The organism is Weissella uvarum, from assembly GCF_016908785.1.
Classification (GTDB): Bacteria; Bacillota; Bacilli; order Lactobacillales; family Lactobacillaceae; genus Weissella; species Weissella uvarum.
On sequence record NZ_JAFBEO010000008.1, the window covers coordinates 23,212 to 41,079 of the forward strand.

The following is a 17,868-nucleotide window of genomic DNA, read 5'->3' on the forward strand; positions in this document are numbered from 1 at the left end:
AGCGTATAAGATAAAACGATTAAGGAGTATTCGATATGAATAAGAATACAGTATGGATGGGATTGCTTGGAAGTATTGCATTGTTTGGCGGGAGCATGATTGCCGAAAATGTATCTGCTGATAGTAAGCCAGTTAAGCTGAATGCCAAGCAGACTAGCCAAGTGAATCGCGCGTTTTATAATTGGGCTGGGCAACGAGCTCAAAAAGGTAATATGGCTGTGAGTGATTGGTATTTTGATCATGGGGCAGCTGGAAGTGGTGATTGGTATGCTAAGACGACGCAAGGCGAACTGCAAATACAAGATTATGGTAAGCCAGGCCGGCAAGCGTTTAAGCAACACGCTTTAGGTGGTGTTGTTTTTTATACTGATAAAAGTGGTCGTGTTGGTAAGCAAAATCTGCATAAAAACAACACTTTAGCTCAAAACTATTCAATGCGGATGAATTTCAAAAAGCCAGTAACGAAGTATGTTTTGGCTGATACAGGAACGGTTTATGAGTTAAAGTTAGATGATAAAAAGCCAGTGTCTGTAACAACTGGTTTTGGTGAATATACCGATAATGGTAAGAAGAATAATTACATTAAGACGAATGAAAAATTTGTCGTATCCAAGGATAAAGCAGCTCAAAAGAAGCTGAAGCAGTTAATTAAAGAATACCGTTAATGAGCTAGCAAAGTTTGGCTGATTTATATTGCTCTAAAGGGGTGGAGTGATTATGAAGTCTTTAGTGCTGCTGGATAAACGGCTCTATTTTCAGAAATGGAGGAAAAGGTAATGCAAGAAGATGAGTTAATCGCGGATTTCAAAGCCCGTTATGGTCATACGCCAACAGAAACTGAATTAAAGGATTTTGCTGAGACACATTCAGATGAAGGACAACCAATGTCACGGGTCGCTAGAAATCAAAAACGTGCAGAGCGGCAACAAATGCGGGCTAAACATCTTGGGCGTCAACATAAGGCAAAAGAAGATGTTGTATCAGAAGCATCAGATGATTCAAATCCAAATCCTAATGATGAACCGAAGGAGCCGGTTAGTCAGCCTGATGATTTAGTCCAAACTACGACAATTACAGCTGGACGGCGTGCGCGAGTTAGCGTGATTGGTGCTTTAATTGGATTGGTAAGCCTATTTAGTTTTTATAAGCTACCTTTTTTGCAAATCAGTTTACCAAGTGTTGGCGAACAGACTGTTTATTTGTCTGATCTATTGAAGCAGTCTGATTCGGCTCTTAACATGTTGGGGATGAGTGATAACAGCCTTAAAGTAGCAATTATGGTGATGAGTCTTTGCCCAATCATCTATATCATTACCCAATTGATACCTAGCTTTTTTATGAAAGCCGTGGGATTGTTAATTGCTTTTGCCCAATTTGCGGTAGTGGTATTTTTAGGTGCTAACATTTATACACATCTACAAAATGCCGGGTTAAGTACATTTAATATCAATGTTAATCAATTCTTTGGATTGGGATTTTATTTGACCATTCTGTTACCAATTGTGATGTTTTGTTGGAGTTTATTTACGATTGCTGGAAAAAAAGTGAAAATAAAAATGCGCTAGGATTTAACCTAGCTTTTTTTTTGAACAAATTAATTTATTCATGCAATTCTTGTAAGTGCTTTTTATAAATAACTTCAGCAATGGATGGTGCGACGGCGTTTTGGAACACTAAATAATCTAAATACTGTTTGAATTCTGATTCTTCGGCCGAATATTTGGCAATTTTGGTCTGTAGGTTAGCTAATTGACGTTTGGCTACAAAATATGAAGTGCCAGTATTTGCTTGATAATTTTTTAATTTAAAATCGGCTTCAATAATTTGACGTAAAAAGTTAAGTTCATGATTGTTGAGTTGCTTGATCCAACGTTGCATGGCGTTTCTCCTCAGTGAGTCCCATCGAAATGATAGTAGGTCTGTAGACAAATTTTAGGTAAATAATCCAGCTTAGTCAAACTAATTTTTTTCAGTTAGATAAATAAATTCAAATAAGCGTTAAAAAATTAGAGCAAAGTTGAATTAAATTTGAAGTGTTCCGCTTGAGAAATCCTATTTTACCTAGGGTTCATCAGTTGATTCAAAAAACAAGTCTGTAGAAAGTAAATATTTTCGTTAGGATAGTAATGATTATGAACAGGTAATTTAGTTGCTTTGCCGATGCAAAATACCATATCATTAGGATAATGAGTAATTGTCGTAATAGTAAGTGTGATTTATGGTCAATGGATGCAAAAAGAGGAGAATTTGTATGCGTAGGAGTCGAAAGTTGTTGTGGGTTGGGTTAGTCATTGCAGTCATTTTAGTGCTGGGGATTACAATATGGGCATTGCGACCACAACAGCAAGCAAAACCAGACCAATCTGAAGAAACTGTAAAGCCGACTAAAATGCAGGCTTTATCAGAATCTGGTGAAGTTAAGGCACGACATCAACAAGCCATCCCAGTTCCAGCAGGTAAAGTTCAATTATATGAAGTGAATGGCGCTTCAGTTAATGCAGGTGAAGTGATTGGACAAGTGGTTGATGTCAAAGCAGAACAGGCAGCACGTGAGACTTTGCAAAAACTTGCGACTGAGATTGCGAATACACAAGCTGCTGGGAAAGCAACGACACAGCTTCAGAGTGAACAAACTAAAGCACAGGGTGCCTTACAAAAAGCAACTCGACAAATTGTTGCACCATACGCTGGTATTTTAGATATTAATGATGAAGATACCAGTAATGTGAAAATCATGATTTTATCGCAAAATAAATACATTGATTCTTCAGTGACCGACTATGATTACGATAATGTTGTTACTGGAAATCGGGTACATGTCACCACCAATGCAGGGAATATGAAATCGACAGAAAAGATTAGTTATGTTTCCCAAGTTGCCCAGAATGGTGGGAAGATGACCAGTTATGAATTTAAAACAACGGCGAACCCCAAGTACCGGATTGGCCAACAAGTAACAATCAAAATCCCACAAGATAAATTAATTCTTCCAGCTTCAGCGGTACAGACTACGCAAGGGCACAAATATATCTATATTGTGCAAAATGGTCACGCAACCAAAGAGGCGATTACTGCAAAGCGTTCAGGCGCAACGTATATTTTTGATGCCAAAGACTTGGATGCTGACGTGTCGGTTATTAAAAATCCAGGTAATCGTCAGTTAGATGGTAAGAAAGTTTAGGTGTTGTGATGCTGGAATTAAAACAGATCAATAAGTCGTTTACCCGTGGTAAAACGCAGCAACGTGTTTTGAAAGATATTAATATGACCATTGACGATGGTGAATTTGTTTCGATTATGGGGCATTCGGGTTCTGGTAAGTCGACATTGTTAAATATCATTGGGTTGTTAGATCGCAATTTTGAAGGCAGCTATGAATTAAATGGTATTGATACAAAAGCTTTATCGAAAAAACAATATACGCGTTTTCGTAATCAAAATGTTGGTTGGGTTTTTCAGAACTTTAAATTGATTGATAATATGACGGTAGCTAAAAACATTGGTCTACCATTGCTTTATCAAGGTCAGCGTCATGCGGATATTGATGAAAAAGTGCAATTTGTTTTAGATCAAGTCGGCTTGGCTGACAAGGGACAAACTTATCCAAAATTATTATCAGGGGGTCAACAACAACGGGTTGCCATTGCCCGCGCTATCGTTACGCAACCAAACATTGTTATTGCTGATGAGCCGACTGGAGCGTTGGATAGTCAGACAACTGACGAAATTATGACGGTATTTAAGCAGTTACATGCCCAGGGTACGACTTTAATTATTGTGACCCATGATGAAGCCGTGGGGGTGCAAGCGCAACGCATGATTAAAATCTTGGATGGCCAAGTGATGGGAGATGCCGATGAAATTTAAAGATACTGTCTTAACGGCGTTTCAAGCATTGAAAATGAATCCAAAGCGCTCAATCATGACGATTATTGGTATTGTGATAGGAATTGCGGCCGTGATTACGATTATGGCGGTTGGTAATGGTGTTAACCATATGGCCACTAGCCAGATTAAGTCTTCAAATAAAGGCGCGCAAAATGCGCAAATTGGTTTTACAGCGGATGATGAAAATGATCTCGATGGTTTTACTCAAGCTGATGTTAATTTGTTGAAACAAAGTAATTTGGGCGATAAAATTTCCCGCATCGACATTTCAGCATTAAATGAAGATGATGGGCAAGATGAGGCACAAATAGGGAGAACTACAACCACACTTGATTATACAGTCGCGCACCACGTTAAAAAGGCGCCGAGCCATTTAACCCATGGACGTTACTTTAATGCAACTGAACTGGCCGTTGGACAAAGTGATATTTTAATTCAAGATAGTGTGGCTAAGCGTTACTTTGGAACGGCGCAGCAAGCACTAGGTAAGTCCGTGATGTTGGGTAACCAGGCTTACACAATTATTGGAACTTACGCGACGGATGATGTTTATGGTAGTGCAATTATCCCATATCAGGCCTATCTGAAAGCTGCGGGGAATGAAGGTACTAATTTAATTTTGCGGGTTAAGAAAGGTCAAAATCCGCAAAAAATTGGTCGGGCAGCTGAACGTATGTTGAAAAAGGATGGGACTAATCGCAATAAAGGAACTTACGAGTATTTTGATACGAACGCTTTAATTGGAACCATTAGTAAGGTATTGAATGGCTTAACTTTCTTTGTTTCAGCAGTGGCCGCGATTTCTCTTTTTATTGCAGGAATCGGAGTGATGAATATGATGTATATTTCCGTTTCTGAACGAACGCAAGAGATTGGAATCCGTCTAGCAGTAGGGGCGACTGAGTCGAACATTCGTAATCAATTCCTGATTGAAGCAATGATCCTAACGGCAATTGGTGGTTTAGTTGGACTATTGATGGGATATTTGGCGGCGACAATTGCGGTAAAATTTATTCCTGATGAGCTGCATATTAAGGCAATCATTACCTTGCAAGACGTTGTCTTTGCAGTTGGGGTTTCGACTGCGGTTGGATTAGTATTTGGCTGGTTGCCAGCTAAACAAGCTGCTGATAAAAACTTAATTGATATTCTGCGTTAAAAGATATTGCTTCCGTCATGGAAAGCTTAAAATAAAAAAGACCGTCCTTAATGGGCGGTCTTTTTTATAAACTATTTTTTCTTAATGTAGTAGTCTTTGCCATCACCAAAAAATCCTGACTTGTCATCAATGAACTTTTCGGCTTCTTTTTGAGACACATTGTCTAAAACCAGCTTATCAGATGAGAGTAATCCGCCTTTTTCAAAAACTTGATAATCGTCATTACTAAATAGTCCCATGTTGATAATCTCCTTATCTGTTGTATTTTAATAAGTACCATTAAAATGTTGATTAATTATAACATCAATTTTCGCGATTTAGGAATGTTTCAATGCTAATCTGAGTAAAAGCACCATCTTTTTTAAAATATGAGGCCCTTTTAATGAAGTACATTGTGAAATGATTAACTAGATAATACAGTTTTACTTAGAGAGTGTTATACTTAAAGTGTAACTATAAAATAGGTGGAGGGTTATTATGGCAGTTGTAGATGAACTTGAGAGCATTGTAGGGAAGCAACATGTAATTACTTCTAAGGAACGTTCACGACCTTATCGAGAAGGCTATCGTTCTGGAAAAGGTGATGCTTTAGCCGTCGTTAAGCCAGGAACCTTGATGGAACTGTGGGAGGTTCTTAAGGTTTTGCACAATAATAATATTATTATTTTAATGCAAGGTGCGAATACTGGTTTAACGGAAGGCTCAATTCCAGCCGATCAGTATGATCGCGATGTTGTGATTATTAATGGGCTTCGAATTAAGGGCTTGCAATTAATTAATCATAACCGACAAGTGTTGGCCTTCCCTGGAACAACATTACACAAATTAGAAGAATCACTAGATAAAGTTAATCGAGAACCTCATTCAGTCATTGGTTCATCAAATATTGGTGCGACCGTGGTTGGTGGTGTAAACAATAGTTCTGGTGGAGCCTTGATTCAACGTGGCCCCGCTTATACAGAATTGGCTTTGTATGCTCAGATTGATGAAAATGATGAATTAAAACTCGTCAATCATTTGGGAATCGATTTAGGAGATACACCAGAAGAAATCATTCAAAATCTAGAAGATCGTAACTTTGATATTAATGATGTGAAAGATTCAAATGATCGAGTTGCGCATATGCGTAATTATGAACAACGGGTGCGTGATGTGGATTCATCAGAGCCAACCCGTTACAATGCCAATCCGGATGAATTATACGAGGTATCTGGGGCCGCTGGAAAGTTAGCGACCTTTGCTGTGCGGATGGATACTTATCCAAAAGCGAGTGAATCTCAAGTCTTTTATATTGGAACGAATGATCCAGATGCATTGGAGCGGCTACGTCGTCATATTTTGACGGAATTTAAAAACTTGCCTGTTTCCGGTGAATATATGCACCGCGAGGCTTATGATTTGGCCAAGAAGTATGGTAAGGATTCACTTGTTGTTATTGATACCATTGGAACGGATGCGTTACCATACCTATTCAATTTGCGGGCAACTGCTGAACGTGTTCTTGATCACGTACCAACGTTTAAACCATATTTCCCTGATCGGATGCTCCAAATGATGAGTAACTGGATTCCAAATCAGTTACCAAAGCGGATGGAAGAGTACCGTGATAAGTACCAGCATTACCTTCAATTGAAGATGGAAGGAGCGGGTATTCAGGAGGCGCGTTTGTACTTGAAAGACTTCTTTGCTGAAGAAGACGGTGATTTCTTTGAGTGTACCCCACATGAAGCCAAGGTGGCTGCCACCCATCGTTATGTAACAGCTAGTGTGGCAATTCGTTTGGAGGAAGTATATCAAGATGATCATGTACAAATCTTGCCAATTGATGTTGCCCTACCACGAAATGAATTTAATTGGTTTGAGAAGCTTCCACAAGAATTAGAAGATAAGATTCAATATAAATTATATTATGGACATTTCTTAGACCACGTGATGCATCAAGACTATGTCCTAAAGCCAGGTGTTGATGCCCATGAAGTGAAGCAAGAAATGTTGAAGATTTTTGATGAACGTGGTGCGATTTATCCAGCTGAACATAATGTTGGTCATCTTTATGAAGCTGCACCAGCATTGAAGGCCCACTATCAAAAGAACGACCCAACAAACAGTTTCAATCCTGGAATTGGTATGACGTCAACTCATAAATATTGGGGTAATTACTAATTAGATGCCGTTGGCAAACGCTGAAATAGTGTTTGCCAACTTTTTTTGTAGTTTTTTTTAGAAAAAAATTGAAAAAAACATATTTTTAATAAAAGTATGCAAAATGCTGGTTGGACTGTATATTTAAAAAAAATATGCACCTAAAAGCATGAAAATATGCATAATGTTTTGTTAATTATTTCACATAAGAGAAAAGGGAACCGATTGCCTTAATGTTTTAGAGTGGTTTGATTAATTTTTGATTAGATAGTAATTTTTTGCATGATTATTAAATTGCATAATGGATTAATATTGTAATTGTATTAATAATGGCATTTTACAAGCCGTATAAGGAGGTTTAATATAATAAATATCAAGTAAGCGCTTTCAACTTGGTAGTAAAGACAACTATTGTCGCAGTATGAAATATTACACAGGAGATTTCGATATGATTGAGAATCCAGCAATTCAAGTTAATTCAGAAATTGGAACTTTGAAGTCTGTATTGCTTCACCGTCCCGGTGCAGAAATTGAAAACATTACACCAGACACAATGGAACGTCTACTTTTTGATGACATTCCATTCTTACAAAATGCGCAAAAAGAACATGATTATTTTGCTAAGACATTGCAAGACCACGGGGTTGAAACCGTTTATATTGAGCAATTATTAGAAGATGTTTTGCAAGATGATGCTGTTCGTGATGAATTCTTGACACGTTACCTATTTGAACATCATTACTTGAATGATGCGATGAAGGATATTAAAGCTTATCTAAACTCACTTGAAATTCATGATTTAGTTGCAACAATTTACGCTGGTTTGCGTCGTGATTTAGTTGATTTCACTCATCCAAATCTACACGACGTGGCAGGATCAGACGCAGAAAACCCATTCTTAATGGATCCGCTACCAAATGCTTACTTTACCCGTGACCCACAAGCAATGATGGGAAATGGTTTGACGATTAATCACATGAGCTTTGAAGCTCGTCGTCCAGAGTCATTAATTACAGAATTTGTGATGAAGTATCACCCACGTTTCACTGGTAAGGTTGATGTCTGGCTTGACCGTAACACTAACGCACGTATCGAAGGTGGCGATGAACTGGTTTTGAACGACCATACATTGGCAATCGGAGTTTCAGAGCGTACTTCAAGCCGTGCAATTCAAGCTTTGGCTGAAGAATTGTTCTCAAATGATGATAGTAACTTTGACACAATTTTGGCCGTTGAAATTCCACATAATCACGCGATGATGCACTTGGATACTGTGTTTACAATGGTTAACTATGACCAATTCACAGTATTCCCAGGCATTATGAATGATGAAGGTAAGATGAACATTAACATCTTACACGCTGGTGATAACGGTGAAGTAAAGATGGAACACCGTGATAATCTAAAGGAATCATTGAAGGAAGTTTTGAACCTTGATGATTTGGATTTGATTGAAACTGGTGGTGGAGACCCAATCGTGGCCCCACGTGAGCAATGGAATGATGGATCAAACAATTTGACAATTGCACCAGGTGAAGTTGTCACTTATGACCGTAACTACGTTTCAATTAAGTTGATGCGTGAGCACGGTATTAAGGTGAATGAAATCCTATCAAGTGAGTTGGCACGTGGTCGTGGTGGTGGCCGTTGTATGTCACAACCAATTTGGCGTGAGAATATCTAAGCTGAATTTTATTGCAAATTATACGTTAAAAAGTGAGGACTGAAAATGACAAATTATGATGTATTACGCGGAATGCACGGACGTTCATTCTTGAAGGAAATTGATTTTACACCTGAAGAATTGCACGAGTTAATCAACTTAAGTATTGATTTGCGTGACGAACTTGAAACGCAAAAGAATGGTGGTAAGACGGTTACCAAGTATTTGCATGATAAGAACATTATTTTGCTATTTGCTAAGACATCAACACGGACACGCTTGTCATTTGAATTTGGCGGCGATGAATTAGGTGCCAACACAGTTTATATTGATCCAAACTCAAGTCAATTTGGTAAGAAGGAATCAGTTGCGGATTCAGCACGTGTCTTTGCGGGCATGGCCGATGGAATTGAATATCGTGGATTTGCCCAATCAGACATGGAAGAAATGGCTAAGAATGCTGTTGATACCAAGGGACGTCATAAGCCAGTATGGAATGGTTTGACTGACGAATGGCATCCAACGCAAATGATTGCTGACTTCATGACGGTGAAGGAAGAATTTGGTCATCTTGGTAATGACATCACCCTTTCATTCGTTGGTGATGGACGTAACAACGTGGCGCATTCATTATTGGTTGCTGGAACAATGCTTGGGGTCAACGTGCATATTGTGGCTCCTAAGGAATTGCAACCAGCTAGCGATGTTATTGAAATTGCTGAAAAGTATGCTGAGCAAACAGGTGCTAAGCCAATGATTACGAGCGATGTGGCCGAAGGTGTTAAAGATTCAAATGTCATTTATGGTGATGTTTGGGTATCAATGGGTGAAGACAATTGGGAAGAGCGTCTAAAGGAATTGAAGGATTACCAAATCAATGCTGACACGATGGCAAAAACTGGTCGCAAGGATACAATTTTGATGCACTGCTTGCCTGCGTACCATGATATGAATACAAAGATGGCGCAACAAGCGCATGAAAACTTCCCTGACTTAGTTGGTGAAGACGGTATTGAAGTAACTAACGATGTCTTTGAAGGACCACAAGGTCGTCAATTCGAAGAAGCTGAAAACCGTAAGCACTCAATCAAGGCGATTATGGTGGCGACATTGGGTGACGTCTCAATGTATCCAGAAGCATAATTAAATAAAAAACGCACGGTGAGATTGCGTTAGCAAGGAGAGGGGCGTATCGAATGATAGGCCTCTCTTATTCATAAATGGAGTAGAAAAATGGATCAAGACCAAAATAAAGGTGGAGCCAAAAAATTAGGGTTAATCGCCCTAATTAGTGGTGTGGTGACGAGCTGTTTGGGATCGGGAATTTTTAATGTCTCATCAACGCTCGCCCAAGGTAGTACCGTTGGTGTCAGTATTGTTGCCTGGATTTTCGTGATGGTTGGGATTGGGGCACTCTCATGGGTGTTTACTAGCCTTTCAAAAGCCAAGCCTGAATTGACCGGAGTTACTGACTATGCTTATGCGGGGGCAGGAAAGTTGGCCGCTGCATCATCGGGAATTGCTTATTTCGTAAGTGGTTTTTGTGGAAACTTAGCGTTCTTATTAATGCTTACGCAAGCGTTTAGTATTTTTTCAAAGTACGTTCCCTTCTTGGCGACGTTTGAAAAGGGTAACAGCCCGGCAACGTTGATTTTTGTTTCATTATTTTCATGGTTCCTAACTTGGGCTGTGATTAAGTTTGGTGCTGAAAAGGTCTCGAGTTTTAATACGATTGTGACTTTCTTTAAAGTCAGTGCCTTGTTTGTTTTCGTTATTTTTGGAGTTATTTTCTTCCGCTCAGGTATTTTTACAGCGCACTTCTGGAAAGCGGTCGCTGATAATGCCGGTCAGCTAACTTATGGCAAGATGACATTTGGTAACTTTGTTAAGCAGTTCGGGACCGGATTGTTCTCAATGATTTTCCTATTTGTTGGAATCGAGTCAGCTTCAATGTTAGGTGATCGAGCTGCTAAGAAATCTGATATTGGAAAAGCAACGATGATTGGAACAATCGTTTTATTCTTCCTTTACTTCGTGATTTCATTGTTGCCTTTCGGAATGCTTAGCCAGCAAGAATTGGCTACGATTAGTCAACCTGGTTTGGTTTATGTTACTGAAAATACGGTGGGGCCAATTGGCTCAGCCTTCATGAGTGTGGCATTGATTATTACGCTTGTCGGAGCACTTTTGAGCTGGTTCCTACTACCGGTTGAGCCTTTGGAACGTTTGGCTGACCAAGGGATTTTCCCAAAGTGGATGGGGAAGACCAACGCAGTTGGATCACCAGTTGGTAGTTTAGTTTTCACGCAAATTCTATTACAAATTTTGATTTTAACTTTGATTTTTACGGATTCAGCTTATGAATTTGCTCTTAGCTTATGTACGGTCACAATCGTTATTAGCTATTTCTTTGTGGGAACTTATCAAATGCAATTAGGTTTGCGTCAGCATCAAGTTAAAACTTGGTTGCCTGGTTTGATTGTAGTTGCTTTTGAAATTATTGCCGTAGCAGTATCAGGATTGCAATATTTGGCCCTTAGTTCGTTGGTATTAGTCTTAGGATTTGGTTTCTACATTTATACGGTAGGGTCAAAGCGGATTAAGACAACCGAATGGGTAATTATGGGGGTTATCACGTTAATTGCAATTGGAACTGTGATTGCTCTGGCAACGGGATACATTACAATTTAGTCGAAATGAGAGATAAAAGGTGAATAAAATGTCAAAACGCGTGATTTTTGCTTTAGGCGGAAATGCCATTTTAACTAAGGATGCTTCAGCACAAGCACAGCAACGAGCTTTGCAAGATACAGCTGAAAAACTTGCTGGTTATGTGAAAAATAATCCGGAAACACAACTCGTAATCACCCATGGTAACGGGCCACAAGTTGGAAATCTTTTGTTGCAGGGTGCGTTAGGTTCAACAGCTGATAATCCTGCGATGCCATTAGATACAGTGGTGGCGATGACACAAGGACAAATTGGATATTGGATGGCAGATGCTTTGGATCAAGCATTACCAGAACATCATGCAGCCGCAATGGCAACGCGTGCGGTTGTTGATCAAGATGACCCAGCCTTTCAACAACCAACTAAGCCAATTGGGATGTTCTACCAAGAAGCTGAATTAACTGACTTGAAGCAACAACACCCGGACTGGGCATTTAAGGAAGATGCTGGGCGTGGCTTCCGGCGAGTTGTGCCATCTCCAAAACCAATCAATATTGTGGAAGCACAAGCAGTTGAAGACTTGGTGAACTCTGGTGCGATTTTGATTGCCGGTGGCGGCGGAGGTGTGCCAGTTGTTAAGACAGAACATGGTTATACCGGAGTCGAAGCAGTTATTGATAAGGACTTTACTGCTGCTAAGCTGGCAGAAGTTGTTGAAGCTGATGAATTAGTGATTTTGACGGCGGTTGATATGGCTTACTTGCACTTTGGCAAGCCTGATGAACAAGCTTTGCACGAAATTACGGTAGCTCAAGCTAAGCAATATGTTGCAGACGGTGAATTTGCAGCTGGCTCAATGAAGCCAAAGATTGAAGCTTTAATTTCATTTGTTGAGCGAACAGGTAAGCAGGCAGTTATGACAAGTTTGGATAATATTGCTGATTATCAAGAAAATCAACGGGCAACGATTGTTGTACCTGATTAAATAAAAAAGACGCTAAAGGTAACCCTTAGCGTCTTTTTTTACTTATTCGTGATTTGAAACAGCATCAAGGATGGCCATGCGAGCATAAACCCCATTGGTCATTTGCTTGAAGATTCGTGATTTAGGTGCTTCGACTAAAGCGTCGGCAATCTCAACATCACGGTTTACCGGAGCCGGATGCATAATGATTGCAGAGTCCTTAAGCTTGTCGTAACGATCCTTGGTAAGTCCAAAATTATGGTGATAATCAACGGCTGAAAAATCAGCTTGATCCATTTCGGCAATTCGTTCGTGTTGCACACGTAAGAACATGATAATATCTAGATTTTCTAGGCCTTCGTCCAATGGTACGTAAGAACCATATTGGTCAAAGTCAGCTGGATACCATTCTTCGGGACCAGAGAAGGTAACGTTTGCACCAAGGCGTTGAAGGATTTCAGCATTTGAACGGGCAACCCGTGAGTGAAGCAAGTCGCCGACGATGCGGACATTCAAGCCATCGAAGTGACCGAATTCTTCATAGATGGTTACTAAGTCGAGCAAGCTTTGTGATGGATGTTGTCCATTTCCATCACCAGCATTAATCAAATGTGGCATTAGTGGTGAATGTTCTTCGATGAGGGGCTTGTACCAGTCGTTGATGCTATGACGGATAACAGCGTATTCAATACCAAGGGCACCGAGCGTCTTCAAGGTATCGCTTAAGCTCTCACCTTTCTTGGTTGAACTTGTTTGTGGGTCAATCATGATTTGTTCCCAGCCCATTTTAAGTTCAGCAACTTGGAAACTTGAGTGCGTCCGTGTTGAGTTTTCAAAGAAGAGGTTGGCAACCATATGTTCTGATTTTTGAGGTTCACGAGTACCATTTTTAAAAGCTAACGCGTTGTCGATTAGATTTTGCACTTCGCTTGTTGATAATTCATTTAAATTGACAAAATTTTCCATAATTCCTCCAAAAAAAGACCACATGTGAGACCGTTGGGTTCACATGTGGTCTTTTCCAAAGATTGGTCAGGTGAATACCGTGACCCCTTGAAATATTCCAAATTGTAAGCCCTTCTGCATCTCACGGATACACTTAAAAGGTTCTTGTTATATTGGTATTCATACTAACACAGTTTTAAAAAAAGTAAAACGGTAATTTCAAAAAATATATTTTACTAATTTTACTAAAATCTGGTATATGTTTTACGCAAATAAAAAAACGCACTGTTTGTAAGTACGTTTTATCGATATAAGGTTTCTGTATTTTCAACCACAAAGCCTTTACGCTCTAATGCTTTTACCATTCTTTGACGTGTCTTATCGCTTAAATTACCTGGTAATGTGGCAATGATACGTCCTGTGCGTAATTGTTCAGTAGGGTTGACTGTTACGATTGAAAGCAATGTTGTATAACGAGACATAATCTTAGCAGCGCGATCAAGGCTACCGCGTTCTCCATCGGCAACTAAGGTAATGACATAATTACCTTCTTCAGGTTCCCAAGAATCTTCAAGTAATTTCATATAACGTGTATGGGTGATAATGCCAATGAAGTGATTTTGTTGGTCAAGAACGGAAATGAATGGTAAATCACGAATCGCAAATGTTAAATCAAAAAATGAATCATCTAAGTTGATAAACTTGGTCATGTTTCGCATGACAGCTGTCACGGGTAACTGCATATCGCCATCTTTGGCAAGATGGCGATATAAATGCATTTTGTAAACAACACCCCGATACAATTGCCCAGTTGAATCGACAATGGGGATAGCTCGAAAATTATAGTCCTCCAGAATGGTTAGCGCTTCACTAAGTGTGGTTGACTCAGTGACGGTCGTTAATCGTTCTTTCGGTTTTACTAATTTTTCAAGCATCGCATTATCCCCCCAATATAAGACTTAATAGTTATATCTTAACATGTTTTTGAGGGAAGTCGATGCCTTCGTGAGAAAAAAATGAGAAATATAAGGAAGATTCTTACGTCTAAAAATTGGACTAGTATGGATTTTGTTCATCAAAAACTAGTAAATCACGTGGCGCTAGTAGACGACTGTGCATTAAGATTTCGGCGAGCTCTTCCGGTGTTTCAGGGTTTTCACTATTGAGCCAATGGCGCACGATGTTAAGCAAATTTGTTAATGAAATTTCTTTTGAGTATGAAATTGGTAAGTCATCTGAAAAATGACCATTTAACTCACTCAATTTATTAGTAAAGAGTTTATCTACAATATCTTTGATGCGATTGAAGAAGTAGGGATCACCATTTGGTGACAAAAGGACACGTAAAGTTTCGCGTTCACTATCAATATAAGCCAAACAATAGTTAAAAATACGGTAAGTCGAACTTGCAATGTCTTCATCGTTACGCGCTAGTAAGGGAGCTTCAAGTTGTTCGCTGATAAAGCTGCTTTGTAGTTTTTCGAAAATTTCAGATTCAATTTTTTCTAATAGGTCATATTTATCAACATAGTGGACGTAGAAAGTACCACGACTGATGCCCGCTTGACGTGCAATATCGGCAATGGTGACTTTATTAATGCCTTTTTCATCGACCATCGTGATAAAGGCATTTTTGATTTTGGCTTCAGTTTGGACGTTCCGTTCAGTATGACGCATAGCATGACCCCTCTTATTTTGTTGAACACATTGTTCATTATTGCTTATTGAAGTTATTATAGCAGGATTTAATATAGATAGAGTCAAAACTTGAGGGGGAGAATATGCATGTTAAAGGCGGAACTAAAATATTTAAAAAATAATCGTTTTATGATGCTGGTTGTGGCGGTCTTGTGTCTAGTACCTGCCATTTATGCGGTACCATTTTTGGGGTCACTATGGGATACTTACGGCAAGATTGATCAGTTACCGGTTGTTGTTGTTAACCAAGACCAACCGGTGACATTTCAAGGCAAGCAAGTTGATGTTGGGGATCAGCTTGTGGATGAGTTAAAAAAATCGGATGATTTGGATTTTAAATTTAAAAATAAGCAACAAGCGCAACAAGCTTTGAAAAAGGGCGACGCATACATGGTTTTGAAGATTCCAAAGGATTTTTCAAAAAATGCGACATCTTTAATGACTGATCATCCGCAACAAATGGCTTTGGATTTTGAGACGAGCGCGGGGCATAGTTTTATTGCCAGTAAGTTGTCTGAATCAGCCACTGAACGTTTGCGAGGACGCGTGGCTCAAACTGTGACACAAGCTTATACTAAGACGATGTTCAAGGAGCTCAAAAAGGGTGGTAAGCAACTAGCTAAAGCAGCTGATGGTAATCAAAAATTGGCCAATGGGGCCAATGAAGCAGCAAAGGGGAGTGCTCGTTTAACTGATGGTTTGCAAAACTTAGCTAATGGAACGCTAGCTTTTAATTCAGGGGCAACGCAATTAAATGTTGGTTTACAACAATATGTAGCGGGTGTGAATCAGGCGCAAGCTGGGAATCAACAATTGGGACAAGGTTTGCAAGCGATGCAAAATCAATTGCCTCAGTTGACGAATGGTGTTGATCAATTGTCTCGAGGTCAACAAAGTTTGACCAGTGGGTTGAATCAAGCAAGGGACGGTCAAGAAAAGTTAAACGATGGCATACAAGCATATACTGGTGCGGTTAATCAATTAGCCAAAGGTAGTCAGACCTTGTCAACAAAGCTAAATCAAGCTCAAGCAAAAATGGATGCAAATCGCTTAAGTGACCAAGATTTGCAAGAAATCGAAGCTGATTTAGGGCGCCTAAGCCAAACGGTTAAGCAAAGTTCGGGTACGACGACTCAAGCCAAAGTACAAAATGTGTTGAAGCAGATTGAAGCGACGACTCAAGCGGCGCAAACAATGGAAAATATATTGGCTGGACAGCAAGCCAAAACAGCCACTGCCATTGATACGGTCGCTAAGGCACAAGATTTAACCCCAGCACAAACTCAAGCTATTAAACAAGCAGTGCAGCAAAGTCAAGCAAGTGATCGAGAAGCAATGCAAGCTCAATTGGGCATCTTGCAGACAAATACAAAAACTTTGCAAACACAGATTAGTCCAATGTTGGAGCAACTATCGGATAAACAAGCTGATCTGGAGCGCTTGCAAAAAATCGCCGCTCATCTACCAGGCAAATTCCAACAGGTACGAGGCCAAGCGCAAGCGTTATCTGAAGTTCCGGGCGCGGTGAACCAATTGAACTCAGGACTGCAACAACTCAATCACCAGTCGGCTCAATTGCAAGCTGGGAGTCAAGAGCTAGTTGCTGGACAAAAGCAATTGGCCAGTGGTAGTCAACGCTTAAATACAGGCGTTCACACACTTGCTGCCCAGGTGCCAACGATGCAACAAGGTGTTGGTAGCTTGGTTGCGGGAAATGGACAATTGCAATCAGGCCTTAATACATTGGCGTCAAAGGGGAATGAACTTACGAATGGGTCAGCGCAGTTGACGCAAGGAGCCAATCAATTATCACAAGGAGCCAATCAATTACAATCTGGTAGTCAACAGTTGCAACCGGCCTTAGGGAAAATCCGTAAAGGGAATCAAACGTTGTCTGATCGTTTGGATAAAGGGGTGAAAAAAATTGATGATATTCCTGCTAATAAAAAGGTTTATCGTCAATTTGCTAAGCCAGTTAAAACTAACCAAACCGACGAGGATCATGTGCCAAATAATGGGACAGGAATGGCGCCATATATGTTCTCGGTTGGGTTGTTTGTGGGAATGTTGGCAATTAACATGATGGTTAATCTAGTTGATCCAAGGACGGATATTAAAGCCAGATGGCGTTGGATTGGGTCAAAGGTAGTCATTTTATTTGTGATTGCAACGTTAATGGCGATCGTGATGTTCTATTTGAGTAAATGGATTCTGGGAATGACCTTTGATGATGACATGGCAACCTTAGGTTTGCTAATTTTGATTGCTTGGATGGATGCAGCCATTGTGACTGCTTTGAATTTTTGGTTTGGTCGCGCTGGTTCCTTTGTGACAATTGTACTGTTGGTTGCGCAATTGAGTTTATCGGCGGGAACTTATCCAATTCAGTTATCACCAGCGATTTATCAAAAGTTACATGCTTTTGTACCGATGACATATACTGTTGATGGCCTAAGACAGACCATGATGATTGGGGGGACACCTACTCATGATATTTACGTGATGCTTGGCATTACAGTTGTGGCGTTGGTGGCAATGTGGCTTTATTATGCGATGTATCATCGTCGCAATTTTCAGAGTGTATAAGTAAGATGAACAGGTATTTCAGTAATGGAATGCCTGTTTTTATTTTAGAATTTGTCTGGGATGGTCATGGTGCTTTTAAGCTAAGATGCGTATAATAATTGAAGATAAAGAAAAAATTAAAGGAATGGGCAGGGTCAATTTGATTCTGCCCCT

16 protein-coding genes are annotated in these 17,868 nt (G+C 39.8%); 11 read left to right on the forward strand and 5 right to left on the reverse strand.

Features of this window, described 5'->3' with window-relative positions:
• Positions 1-35 precede the first annotated feature (35 nt).
• Both JOC36_RS08080 and JOC36_RS08085 read left to right on the forward strand, forming a co-directional pair.
• Positions 36-665, forward strand: coding sequence for a hypothetical protein (locus tag JOC36_RS08080; RefSeq protein ID WP_205145988.1), 630 nt, complete (start codon positions 36-38; stop codon positions 663-665).
• A 111-nt stretch (positions 666-776) separates the two neighbouring features.
• On the forward strand, positions 777-1,565 hold the full coding sequence (locus JOC36_RS08085; RefSeq protein WP_205145989.1) for a hypothetical protein: 789 nt from the start codon (positions 777-779) through the stop codon (positions 1,563-1,565).
• Positions 1,566-1,599: 34 nt separating this feature from the next.
• Here JOC36_RS08085 and JOC36_RS08090 read toward each other — a convergent pair whose 3' ends face one another.
• Positions 1,600-1,878 (reverse strand): hypothetical protein, encoded by a 279-nt coding sequence (locus JOC36_RS08090; protein WP_205145990.1) that lies wholly within the window; start codon positions 1,876-1,878, stop codon positions 1,600-1,602.
• Positions 1,879-2,251: 373 nt separating this feature from the next.
• On the opposite strand from JOC36_RS08090, the gene JOC36_RS08095 reads away from it, so the two are divergent.
• From JOC36_RS08095 to JOC36_RS08105, 3 genes are read left to right on the forward strand one after another with little or no spacing between them, the layout of a single operon-like run.
• Positions 2,252-3,181, forward strand: a complete 930-nt coding sequence (locus JOC36_RS08095) for an efflux RND transporter periplasmic adaptor subunit (protein WP_205145991.1) — start codon at positions 2,252-2,254, stop codon at positions 3,179-3,181.
• Between the two features lie 8 nt (positions 3,182-3,189).
• Complete coding sequence (locus JOC36_RS08100; protein WP_205145992.1) at positions 3,190-3,867, forward strand: ABC transporter ATP-binding protein; 678 nt, start codon at positions 3,190-3,192, stop codon at positions 3,865-3,867.
• Positions 3,857-5,047 (forward strand): ABC transporter permease, encoded by a 1,191-nt coding sequence (locus tag JOC36_RS08105; protein WP_205145993.1) that lies wholly within the window; start codon positions 3,857-3,859, stop codon positions 5,045-5,047. Before JOC36_RS08100 ends, JOC36_RS08105 begins: the two co-directional genes overlap by 11 nt.
• Before the next feature lie 71 nt (positions 5,048-5,118).
• Here JOC36_RS08105 and JOC36_RS08110 read toward each other — a convergent pair whose 3' ends face one another.
• Positions 5,119-5,286 (reverse strand): hypothetical protein, encoded by a 168-nt coding sequence (locus JOC36_RS08110; RefSeq protein ID WP_205145994.1) that lies wholly within the window; start codon positions 5,284-5,286, stop codon positions 5,119-5,121.
• A 238-nt stretch (positions 5,287-5,524) separates the two neighbouring features.
• Between JOC36_RS08110 and dld the strand changes: the two genes are divergently transcribed.
• From dld to arcC, 5 genes are all read left to right on the forward strand, one after another.
• Positions 5,525-7,210 carry a D-lactate dehydrogenase gene (dld, locus tag JOC36_RS08115; protein ID WP_205145995.1) on the forward strand — a complete coding sequence of 562 codons (1,686 nt, stop codon included), beginning with the start codon at positions 5,525-5,527 and terminating at the stop codon, positions 7,208-7,210.
• A gap of 427 nt (positions 7,211-7,637) precedes the next feature.
• Positions 7,638-8,873 carry an arginine deiminase gene (gene arcA, locus JOC36_RS08120; RefSeq protein ID WP_205145996.1) on the forward strand — a complete coding sequence of 412 codons (1,236 nt, stop codon included), beginning with the start codon at positions 7,638-7,640 and terminating at the stop codon, positions 8,871-8,873.
• Between the two features lie 45 nt (positions 8,874-8,918).
• Positions 8,919-9,995: an ornithine carbamoyltransferase gene (argF, locus tag JOC36_RS08125; protein ID WP_205145997.1), complete on the forward strand. Its 1,077-nt coding sequence runs from the start codon at positions 8,919-8,921 to the stop codon at positions 9,993-9,995.
• A gap of 90 nt (positions 9,996-10,085) precedes the next feature.
• A complete protein-coding gene (locus JOC36_RS08130; protein ID WP_205145998.1) occupies positions 10,086-11,543 on the forward strand; it encodes an amino acid permease in 1,458 nt (485 codons plus the stop codon).
• 28 nt (positions 11,544-11,571) lie between these two features.
• Positions 11,572-12,507 carry a carbamate kinase gene (arcC, locus tag JOC36_RS08135; RefSeq protein ID WP_205145999.1) on the forward strand — a complete coding sequence of 312 codons (936 nt, stop codon included), beginning with the start codon at positions 11,572-11,574 and terminating at the stop codon, positions 12,505-12,507.
• Positions 12,508-12,549: 42 nt separating this feature from the next.
• On the opposite strand, the gene JOC36_RS08140 is transcribed toward arcC, so the two are convergent.
• From JOC36_RS08140 to JOC36_RS08150, 3 genes are all read right to left on the reverse strand, one after another.
• The gene (locus tag JOC36_RS08140) at positions 12,550-13,452 is read right to left on the reverse strand and encodes an aspartate carbamoyltransferase catalytic subunit (RefSeq protein WP_205146000.1); all 903 of its coding nucleotides are present in this window, start codon (positions 13,450-13,452) and stop codon (positions 12,550-12,552) included.
• A gap of 281 nt (positions 13,453-13,733) precedes the next feature.
• Positions 13,734-14,366 (reverse strand): cyclic di-AMP binding protein CbpA, encoded by a 633-nt coding sequence (gene cbpA, locus JOC36_RS08145; protein WP_205146001.1) that lies wholly within the window; start codon positions 14,364-14,366, stop codon positions 13,734-13,736.
• Between the two features lie 121 nt (positions 14,367-14,487).
• Positions 14,488-15,108, reverse strand: a complete 621-nt coding sequence (locus JOC36_RS08150; RefSeq protein WP_205146002.1) for a TetR/AcrR family transcriptional regulator — start codon at positions 15,106-15,108, stop codon at positions 14,488-14,490.
• A gap of 108 nt (positions 15,109-15,216) precedes the next feature.
• On the opposite strand from JOC36_RS08150, the gene JOC36_RS08155 reads away from it, so the two are divergent.
• Entirely contained in the window at positions 15,217-17,715 is a 2,499-nt protein-coding gene (locus tag JOC36_RS08155; RefSeq protein WP_205146003.1) for a YhgE/Pip domain-containing protein, read from the forward strand.
• Positions 17,716-17,868 lie beyond the last annotated feature (153 nt).